11 protein-coding genes are annotated in these 8,845 nt (G+C 65.0%); 1 reads left to right on the top strand and 10 read right to left on the bottom strand.

The features are described 5' to 3' along the window. Together MOV74_RS23165 and MOV74_RS23160 are read right to left on the bottom strand one after the other, a co-directional pair. Nucleotides 1-896 (bottom strand): LysM domain-containing protein (locus MOV74_RS23165; RefSeq protein WP_246927416.1); only part of this gene is annotated, 896 nt, incomplete at its 3' end. Nucleotides 897-1,005: 109 nt separating this feature from the next. Further along, nucleotides 1,006-1,656: a protein-L-isoaspartate(D-aspartate) O-methyltransferase gene (locus MOV74_RS23160; RefSeq protein WP_246927414.1), complete on the bottom strand. Its 651-nt coding sequence runs from the start codon at nucleotides 1,654-1,656 to the stop codon at nucleotides 1,006-1,008. Nucleotides 1,657-1,883: 227 nt separating this feature from the next. On the opposite strand from MOV74_RS23160, the gene MOV74_RS23155 reads away from it, so the two are divergent. After that, nucleotides 1,884-2,255 (top strand): response regulator, encoded by a 372-nt coding sequence (locus MOV74_RS23155; protein ID WP_008547195.1) that lies wholly within the window; start codon nucleotides 1,884-1,886, stop codon nucleotides 2,253-2,255. Between the two features lie 106 nt (nucleotides 2,256-2,361). Here the strand turns inward: MOV74_RS23155 and surE are convergent, their stop codons facing one another. The 8 genes from surE to MOV74_RS23115 form a co-directional block, all read right to left on the bottom strand. After that, nucleotides 2,362-3,129, bottom strand: a complete 768-nt coding sequence (gene surE / locus MOV74_RS23150) for a 5'/3'-nucleotidase SurE (protein WP_246927412.1) — start codon at nucleotides 3,127-3,129, stop codon at nucleotides 2,362-2,364. A gap of 108 nt (nucleotides 3,130-3,237) precedes the next feature. Further along, the gene (locus MOV74_RS23145) at nucleotides 3,238-3,600 is read right to left on the bottom strand and encodes a hypothetical protein (protein WP_246927418.1); all 363 of its coding nucleotides are present in this window, start codon (nucleotides 3,598-3,600) and stop codon (nucleotides 3,238-3,240) included. A gap of 151 nt (nucleotides 3,601-3,751) precedes the next feature. Beyond that, nucleotides 3,752-5,083, bottom strand: a complete 1,332-nt coding sequence (gene serS, locus MOV74_RS23140; RefSeq protein WP_246927410.1) for a serine--tRNA ligase — start codon at nucleotides 5,081-5,083, stop codon at nucleotides 3,752-3,754. A gap of 221 nt (nucleotides 5,084-5,304) precedes the next feature. Further along, the gene (tatC, locus tag MOV74_RS23135; protein WP_246927402.1) at nucleotides 5,305-6,120 is read right to left on the bottom strand and encodes a twin-arginine translocase subunit TatC; all 816 of its coding nucleotides are present in this window, start codon (nucleotides 6,118-6,120) and stop codon (nucleotides 5,305-5,307) included. Further along, nucleotides 6,117-6,653: a Sec-independent protein translocase protein TatB gene (tatB, locus tag MOV74_RS23130; RefSeq protein ID WP_246927400.1), complete on the bottom strand. Its 537-nt coding sequence runs from the start codon at nucleotides 6,651-6,653 to the stop codon at nucleotides 6,117-6,119. Before tatB ends, tatC begins: the two co-directional genes overlap by 4 nt. An 86-nt stretch (nucleotides 6,654-6,739) precedes the next feature. Further along, a complete protein-coding gene (locus tag MOV74_RS23125; protein ID WP_018317874.1) occupies nucleotides 6,740-6,973 on the bottom strand; it encodes a twin-arginine translocase TatA/TatE family subunit in 234 nt (77 codons plus the stop codon). 165 nt (nucleotides 6,974-7,138) lie between these two features. After that, nucleotides 7,139-7,903 carry an SMC-Scp complex subunit ScpB gene (gene scpB, locus MOV74_RS23120; protein ID WP_246927398.1) on the bottom strand — a complete coding sequence of 255 codons (765 nt, stop codon included), beginning with the start codon at nucleotides 7,901-7,903 and terminating at the stop codon, nucleotides 7,139-7,141. A gap of 21 nt (nucleotides 7,904-7,924) precedes the next feature. After that, the gene (locus tag MOV74_RS23115) at nucleotides 7,925-8,764 is read right to left on the bottom strand and encodes a ScpA family protein (RefSeq protein WP_018317872.1); all 840 of its coding nucleotides are present in this window, start codon (nucleotides 8,762-8,764) and stop codon (nucleotides 7,925-7,927) included. Nucleotides 8,765-8,845: the final 81 nt, after the last annotated feature.

The raw sequence follows: 8,845 nt of genomic DNA, 5'->3' as shown, positions 1-8,845 counted from the left end.
ATCTTGGTGGCCGGCGCGGGAGCTGCGGCAACCGGCTGCAGCGTTCCCGCAACCGGAGCGGCCCCGACCGGAGCCGCAGCAACCGGAGCTGCAACGGCGGCGGTCTTGGCACCGGGCACGGTCAGCTTGCTGCCGAGCTTGAGCTTGGTCGAGGGATCGAGGCCGTTGGCACGGGCAAGCTCGGCCGACGAAATATGGTTCTTGCGGGCAATGCTGGCGAGCGTGTCGCCATGATTGACGAAATGGGTGCTCGATGGCGCAGCCATGGTAGCAACCGGCCTCGCAGCGGGAGCTGCCGCAACGGGAGCCATCGCTGGCGCGGGTGCAGCGGCCGTGGCGGGATGCGGGATGATCAGTTGCTGGCCGGGCGAGAGCGCGCGCGGGCCCTTGTAGCCATTGGCGGCAAGGATCGCCTGCGGTGTGACGCGATAGCGCTTGGCGAGCAGGTCGAGCGTGTCGCTGGTACCGACGATGATCTTGGTCCCGCCAGTCGGCTGAGCGGCAGCAACGGAGCGCAGCGGCACGGTGGCCGTGGTCTCCAGATGCGGCTGCGTCGGGGGCGCGTAGGAGCTGACGCCGCGCCCGCCTCCGGACACCCCGCCACCACCTGTGACGGGATAGGATTGCGGCGCGGACACTGCCGGCGGCGGCAAGGGCTGCGACTGATAATAACCGGGCTGCGTCTGCGGCCGCGAATATTGCGGCAGCTCGCGCTGCGGCGGCGGTGCCTGCTGCACCGAACCGGTCTGCTCTGAGGCAAAGGGATTGGAGAAGTTCGACTGGGACAGCCGCGACGACATGTCGGCGCTGCACCCTGCGAAGCTGAAGGAGATCAGCGCCAGCACCGCGACCTGCGGTACGCGGCGCGAGTAAAGCAACTCGGCGACAGCGGACATGGTTACTCACTCGTACGCAACAGAACTGGTCTTTTAAGTAAACACGCGCCGAGTAAATAACGGCTTAACCCTCCCAATAAGATGTTGGCGGCACAGCCAATCCGGAAATCTACAGCTCCCGCGCCACTCCGGGCAGTGCCGGCACGAAGCGGACCTCGACGAGTTCCTTGCGCTCGATCCCGGATTCACCGCGGGTCAGGCGGATCAACGTCTGCACGCCCTGATGCGGGCCGACCGGCGCGATCAGGATGCCGCCAACCTCCAGCCTCTCGACCAAATTCTCCGGTATCTGCTCCATCGCGGCGGTGACGATGATTCGATCGAACGGGCCGATATTGGGCGGCAGATTGAGCCCGTCGCCAAGCATCACCTCGACATTGTGACAGTCCAGTTTTTCAAGCCGAGCGCGTGCAGCGTCTGCAAGCTTGCGATAGCGTTCGACCGTCAGGACCTGGCCGGCGAGCCGCGACAGCACGGCCGCCTGATAGCCGGAACCGGCCCCGATCTCGAGCACGCGGTGCTGTTTCCGGAGCTGGAGCTGCTCGGTCATATAGGCCACGACGAAGGGCTGGCTGATGGTCTGCCCGCAGGCGATCGGCAGCGCGCTGTCGCGATAGGCGCCGTCGCGATCGGCCTCGTCGACGAAGAGTTCGCGCGGCACCTCCTCCATGGTTCGCAGCACCGCCTGATCGCTGATGCCCCGACGCCTCAGCGTGAGCTGAAACATCATCTTTTCCGGCGGGTGCTGATTGGAGGTCATTTCCTGATTACGCTGTCTTGCCGGGGCCCGTGGGCGCTGAGCCCGGACGCCAGAATCGTGTTCCTGCTCGGGAACTCATGATACTCTTCGGGTAATGCATTTGACCACAAATTGGCTTGCCACGGACGAGCCGCGATGACCATTTTCAGGCATCCGTTGGTCGAAACGCGCATTGCGTCAATTCGTGTTATCTGCGAACGTTTTTGATAATGGGCAAGGACTCAACCATGACCGCGACAGGGCTTTCCGGCCGCTCTGTATTCCTCGTCGAGGACGAGGTGATGATCAGGATGATGGTCGCGGACATGCTCGAAGAGCTCGGTTACAAGGTCGCGGCTGAGGCCGGCGACATCACCGAGGCTATGCGGCTGGCCCAGGCGACCGAGTTCGACATTGCCATCCTCGACGTCAACGTCAACGGCAAGGTCATCTCGCCGGTCGCCGACGTGATCAAGGCCAAGGGCTGCCCGTTCATCTTTGCCACCGGCTACGGCTCCTCCGGCCTGCCCGAGCAGTACCGCGACCGGCCGGCGCTGCAGAAACCGTTCCAGCTCGACGCGCTCGGCAAGACCATCGAAGCCGCCCTTCGCGGCGGCTAGCTGAAATTCCGTAGCCCGGATGGAGCGCAGCGCAATCCCGGAATCGTGCCACAAGCAAAGCCGGCCCCGGATTTCGCTGCGCTCCGTCCGGGCTACGGCCTAGCCGCTACTTCAGCGTTGCGCTGAGCTCTTCCGAAAACGCTTCGTTGGTGCGGTCGAGCCTGAGCGGCGTGACCGAGACATAGCGCTCGCGAAGCGCCGCGAGATCGGTGCCGTCGGCCGGCGTATCCATCATCGCCGTGCGCTCGAAGCCGATCCAGTAGTAGGGATTGCCCCGTCCGTCCTTGCGCTCGTCGATCCGCAAGAAGCCGAGATTGCGCTTGCCCTGGCGCGTGACGCGGATGCCCAGCACATCCTCCGGCGCGCAGGACGGGAAGTTGACGTTGATGACGGTGTCCTTCGGGATGCCCGCGGCGATCACCTTGCGCAGGATGTCGGGCCCGAACCTGCGCGCGGTGTCCCAGGGCATGCGCTCGCGGGTCTCGACGCTGAACTCCTGCGACAGCGCGAACGACGGCAACCCCAGAATGGTGCCCTCCAAGGCGCCGGCGATGGTGCCGGAATAAACCACGTCCTCGGCGACGTTGCGGCCCTTGTTGACCCCGGACAGCACGATGTCGGGCAGTTTGGCACCCAGGATATGGCGCGCGCCCATGATGACGCAGTCGGTCGGCGTGCCGCGCACGGCAAAGTGCCGGGGCCCGACTTCGCGCAGACGCAACGGATCGTTCAACGACAGCGAATGCGACACGCCGGACTGGTCGAGCTCGGGTGCAACCACCCAGACATCGTCGGACAGGGCGCGCGCGATCTCCTCCACGACCTTGAGGCCGGGGGCGTGGATGCCGTCGTCATTGGTGCAGAGAATGCGCATGCGAAGGGTCGATTCCAAAATGGGGGGTCTGAGCCGTCTTATCCGGCTCTGGCCGATCAGGCAAACCGGCCGCTCGGGGCCCAGGTGGCAGGTTCCGGCTGAATCCTGTTACCGGCGGATGCGCCATTGCGGCAGAAAACGCGCCAGCCTGCCCTCCGCGCGCAGCTTCATCACCGGCAACACGGGGTTCACGACGGGCGCCTCGATCACGCCGAGCGCTTCCAATTGCGCAACGAACGGGTCCGACTCCGGCGCCTGCGGAAAGCGCTCGCGCGCCACCGTCAGCGCCTTGTCGAAGTCTGCTGCATTCACACCGGGCTTGGCGCGCCGGCTCTGCACGAGATCGTCGTCCCAGAGCCGCGCGATCTCGATGTCGAGCACACCGCGTAGGCGCTGGTCCACGGCCTGGATGCCGGCAGCCGTGACCGCCCATTGTCTGCCGACCCAGAAGATGTCGCGGTGCAAGGCCATGAACGGTAGGGTTCTCGTCGACGGGCCGGCAGGATAGCCGGCCGCCCGATCTTCGCAACCGATCGTTTCCAGCATTTCAGACGGGCGACGCGATTCTTGTCTTGACGCGTTTTCTTGACGCGAACCGGTATCCACTTCGCTCGAAAACGCTTTAGTCGCGCCCGATCACCTTTACGCCGCCCATATAGGGCTGAAGCACGTCGGGGACCGCGATCGAGCCGTCCTCCTGCTGATAGGTCTCCATCACGGCGATCAGCGCACGGCCGAGCGCGGTGCCGGAGCCGTTCAGCGTGTGCACGAAACGCGGCTTGCCGTCGGGACCGCGCGAGCGCGCGTCCATACGACGGGCCTGAAAGTCGCCGCAGACCGAGCAGCTCGAGATCTCGCGGAATGCCCCGCCCTCGCCCTGGCCCGGCATCCAAACCTCGATGTCATAGGTCTTTTGCGACGAAAAACCCATATCTCCGGTGCAGAGCGTCATCACGCGGTAATGCAGGTCAAGCCGGCGCAGCACTTCCTCGGCGCAGGCGAGCATCCGCTCGTGCTCGTCCTTGCTGGTCTCGGGCGTCGTGATCGAAACCAGCTCGACCTTGGTGAACTGGTGCTGGCGGATCATGCCGCGCGTATCGCGTCCCGCGGCGCCTGCCTCCGCACGAAAACACGGCGTCAATGCCGTCAACCGCATCGGCAATTGCTTCTCGTCGAGGATGGATTCGCGCGCAAGATTGGTGAGCGACACTTCCGCGGTGGGGATGAGGCCGAGGCGCTCCGTCCTCAGTCGCTCCTGGTCGGGCGCAGCGAGAAGCTCGCCCTTGATTGCCCAGAACTGGTCGTCCTCGAATTTCGGCAACTGGCCCGTGCCGAACATGATCTCGTTGCGCACCAGCAGCGGCGGATTGATCTCGGTATAGCCGTGCTCGTCGACGTGCAGATTCAGCATGAACTGGCCGAGCGCGCGTTCGAGCCGAGCCAGTCCTTTCTTGAGCACGACGAAGCGTGCGCCGGAGAGTTTTGCCGCCGCCTCGAAATCCATGTCACCGAGCGCGGTGCCGAGATCGTCATGCAGCTTCGGCGCGAAGCCGTAGTTGCGCTTGTTGCCGAACACGTGGTGCTGCACGTTGCCGTGCTCGTCGACACCGTCGGGTACTTCGTCGAACGGAATGTTCGGGATCGCGGACAGCTCTTTCGTCAGCTCCTCGTCGGCGGTCTTCGCGGCGGCCTCGAGCTGCGGCATCGTGGTCTTGAGCTCGGCGACCTCCGCCATCAGCTTGGCCGCGCGGGCCTCGTCCTTGGCCTTCTTGGCGTCGCCGATCTCCTTGGAGGCGGCATTGCGCCGCGCCTGCGCCTGCTCGGAGGCCAGGATCGCCGCCCGCCGCTTCTCGTCGATCGCGAGCAGCGAGGCCGACAACGGCTTCAGACCCCGCCGTGCGAGACCGGCGTCGAAGGCTTGCGGATTATCGCGGATCGATTTGATGTCGTGCATGGCTGTGGTCCTGGGGCTTGTTGCAAACCTGCAAATCGTGGATTTGCATTCATGCAAACATGCAAATAGCCGCTCCCCCCTAGCACAGCTGTCATCGCCCGCGAAAGCGGCCGATCCGGTATTCCAGAGACGCTAGTGATTCCCCGAGGGGCCGCGGCGTACTGGATTCCCCGCTCCAGTGCGCAATTGCGCACGAGGCGGGGACCCCGAGGGTATCGCCCCTACTCCGCCGGATTGGCCGGCGTCGAGACGTCGGTGCTGGTGGTCGCCTGCGCGGTTGCCGCCGCCTTCTTCTCCACGATCCCGACCGCGATGATCGAGCCCTCGTAGAGCGCCATCAGCGGGATCGCGAGCGAGCACTGGCTCAGCACGTCGGGCGGGGTCAGCACGGCCGCGATGACGAAGGCCATGACGATGAAATAGCGACGCTTCTCGCGCAGCATCTTCGAGGTCACGATACCGATGCGGCCGAGCAGAGTCAGGATCACCGGAAGCTGGAAGGCGATGCCGAAGGCGAAGATCAGCGACATCATCAGCGACAGATATTCGCCGACCTTGGGCAACAGCTGGATCTGAGCGGTCTCGTCGCTGCCGGCCTGCTGCATGCCGAGCGAGAAGCGGACCAGCATCGGCAGCACGACGAAATAGACCAGCGCCGCGCCGAGCACGAAGAAGAACGGGGTCGCGACCAGATATGGCAGGAAGGCCTGCTTCTCGTGCTTGTACAGCCCCGGCGCGACGAATTTGTAGATCTGCGTCGCCACGATCGGGAACGAGATGAAGCCGGCGCCGAACAGCGCGAGCTTGAGCTGGGTGATGAAATATTCCAGCAGCGCCGTGTAGATGAACTTGGAATTCTCCGGACCCGCGATCCACACGAACGGCCAGACCAGCACGTTGTAGATCTGCTTGGCGAAGAAGAAGCAGAAGATGAAAGCAATGCCGAATCCGAGCAGCGCCTTGATCAGCCGCGAACGCAGCTCGATCAGATGGTCCATCAGCGGGGCTTTGCTGGCCTCGATATCGGCGTCGCTCATGACGCTTTGGCGTCCTTGATCGCTTCGGATGGCGCGGTGTCCTGCGCAACCTGCGCCTGCTCGACCTCGCGGGTGATCGCGAGCGGCTCGTTCGCGGCCGCATGTGCCTCGGCTTCCATGAAGGTCGCGGGCGTCGGGGCCTCCGGCGTTGTGGGCGTCGCCGGCGCTTCACTTGAAGTCGCTGGCGCTTCAATTGAAGTCGCCGGAGGTTCAACGGCAGTCGTCGTGGAGGTCTCGGCGGGCTTGTCGAGCGCATCGACGCGGAGCGCGTCGCTGACGTCCTTCTGAAGCGAGGTCAGCGGATTGAATCCCGTGGCGGCTTCCTTGACCTCGTCGAAGCTCTTCTTGAGGTCGGCCATTTCGGCCTCGCGCATCGCTTCCTGGAACTGGCCCTGGAATTCGGCGGCCATCTTCCGCGCTTTGCCCAACCACTGTCCGACCATGCGCAGCACGCCCGGCAGCTCTTTCGGGCCGATGGCGATCAGGGCCACGACCCCGATGAGGACCAGTTCACTCCACCCGATGTCGAACATGAGGTCTTCCGTTCACGACAGCCGCAGCCGGCCCAACCCTTGCGCGCAGGATCGGGACGCTGGCCGCGTCTCGCGTGTTCTCTGGCTCAGACGGCCTTGCTGCCGACGTCGGACCGCGCCGCAGTCGGCGCGCCATTGTGTTCGATGGACTTGGCCGGCTCCGGCTTCTCGGCGGGCTTGTCGTCGTCCTGCATGCCCTTCTTGAATGCCTTGATGCCCTGCGCCACGTCGCCCATCAGATCCGAAATCTTGCCGCGGCCGAACAGCAGCAGGACCACTGCGATCACCAGGATCCAGTGCCAAATGCTGAGTGAACCCATCCTGCAACCCTCCAAACGCGCATGGCCGGGGACCCGGCCGATCTTGACCGGAACGTAGGCTTGGCAGGCCTCAAAAACAAGGACCAAGGCAGCGCCAATTCGCTGTCGGCACTACGTAATCTTGCTAGTGTTAACTGGTCGCAGGAGCCCGCAACAGCCGGGGTGTCACTCCTCGGTGCCCCCCTCGCCGGCGCCCTCTTTGCCACCGTCCGGCGTCTCTTCCGGGGTCTCGGGCTCGACCGCAGGCGCCAGCGCCAGATCGAGCTCGTCGCCCGGTTCCAGCGGATCCTCGTCCTCGCGGAGCTGCGGGTCGTCCGATGGCGTCGGCACGCTGAATCCGGTCGGCAGGCGCGAATCCAGCAGGCCCGTGCCTTTCAGCTCCTCGAGGCCCGGCAGATCGCCGAGCTGTTCCAGGGTGAACTGCGACAGGAAGTCCTCCGTGGTTCCGAAGGTCAGCGGACGGCCGGGCGTCTTGCGCCGGCCACGCGGCTTGATCCAACCGGTCTCCAGCAGCACGTCGAGCGTGCCCTTCGAGGTGACGACGCCGCGGATCTCCTCGATCTCGGCGCGCGTCACGGGCTGGTGATAGGCAATGATCGCGAGCACCTCGATCGCGGCGCGCGACAGGCGGCGGGTCTCGGTGCTCTCCCGCGTCATCAGCCAGGCGAGATCGCCGGCGGTGCGGAAGGTCCATTTGTTGGCGACGCGAACGAGATTCACCCCGCGCAAGGCATAGTCGGCCTGGAGCTGCTCGAGCGCGGCCTTGACGTCGACGCCGTCAGGCATGCGCTTGGCCAGCGTCGCGGTATCCAGCGGTTCACTCGAAGCAAACAGCAGCGCTTCCAGCAGCCGCAATTCCTCGGGACGTGCCTGGGATTCGTTCTCCATCGGCTCGGCCTCTTCTACCCGCACTTCAGCCAGGCTTGCCATGGCAGCTTCTCCTTCTTGCACTTAACCGACCGGCGCATCAGGCGCAGGAGCTGCGTCCGGGACCGGTTTCGGGCGCCCCTTTCGGAAATAGATGGGCGCAAACGCCTCTTTCTGGTTCAGCTCCAGCTGACCTTCTCGCACCAGTTCCAGCGCGGCCGCGAAGCTCGAGGCGAACACCGTCGCGCGCTGCGTCGGATCGGCGACATGCCGGACCAGGAAGTCGTCGAGCACGCCCCAGTCATCCTGTTCGCTGATGCTGCCGACCAGCCGCTCCAGCGTGGCGCGCGCCTCGGCGAGCGACCACACCGTGCGCTTGGCCAGATGCACGCTCGCCAGCACGCGCGACTGGCGCTGCGAGGCATAGGCGGTGAGCAAATCGTACAGCGTCGCCGTGTATTTCGGATGCTTGATCTCGGCGATCTGCTCGGGCTCGCCGCGCGGGAAAATATCGCGCAGCAATTGCTGTCTGTTCATCAGCCGATTGGCGGCTTCGCGAATGGCTTCCAGCCGGCGCAGTCGGTTGGCAAGCGCCGTCGCCATCTGCTCCGCGCTCGGGCCTTCCGCACTCGGCGGCTCCGGCAGCAGCAGGCGCGACTTCAGGAAGGCGAGCCAGGCCGCCATGACGAGGTAGTCGGCGGCAAGCTCCAGCCGGATCTTCCGCGCGGCTTCGATGAAGTGGAGGTACTGGTCGGCCAGCGCCAGGATCGAGATCTTGGCGAGATCGACTTTCTGCTGCCGCGCCAGCGCGAGCAGCAGGTCGAGCGGCCCCTCATAGCCCTCGACGTCCACCACCAACGCCGGCTCACCCTCGGCAAGCTCTGCGGGCCGCCCGGTTTCGAAGGATAGAATTTCTGCGGTCATGCGGTTGCCGTGTTTGCCCGTGCGATCAATGCATCCAGCTCAGTGCGTGCGGCGACGCGGTCGAGCGGCTGCGGCGCCTTG

The sequence above is a fragment of the Bradyrhizobium sp. SHOUNA76 genome, from assembly GCF_023006445.1.
GTDB lineage: Bacteria > Pseudomonadota > Alphaproteobacteria > Rhizobiales > Xanthobacteraceae > Bradyrhizobium.
The sequence above is the reverse complement of the archived record's forward strand: the minus strand, read 5'-3'. Positions and strand labels throughout refer to the sequence as shown.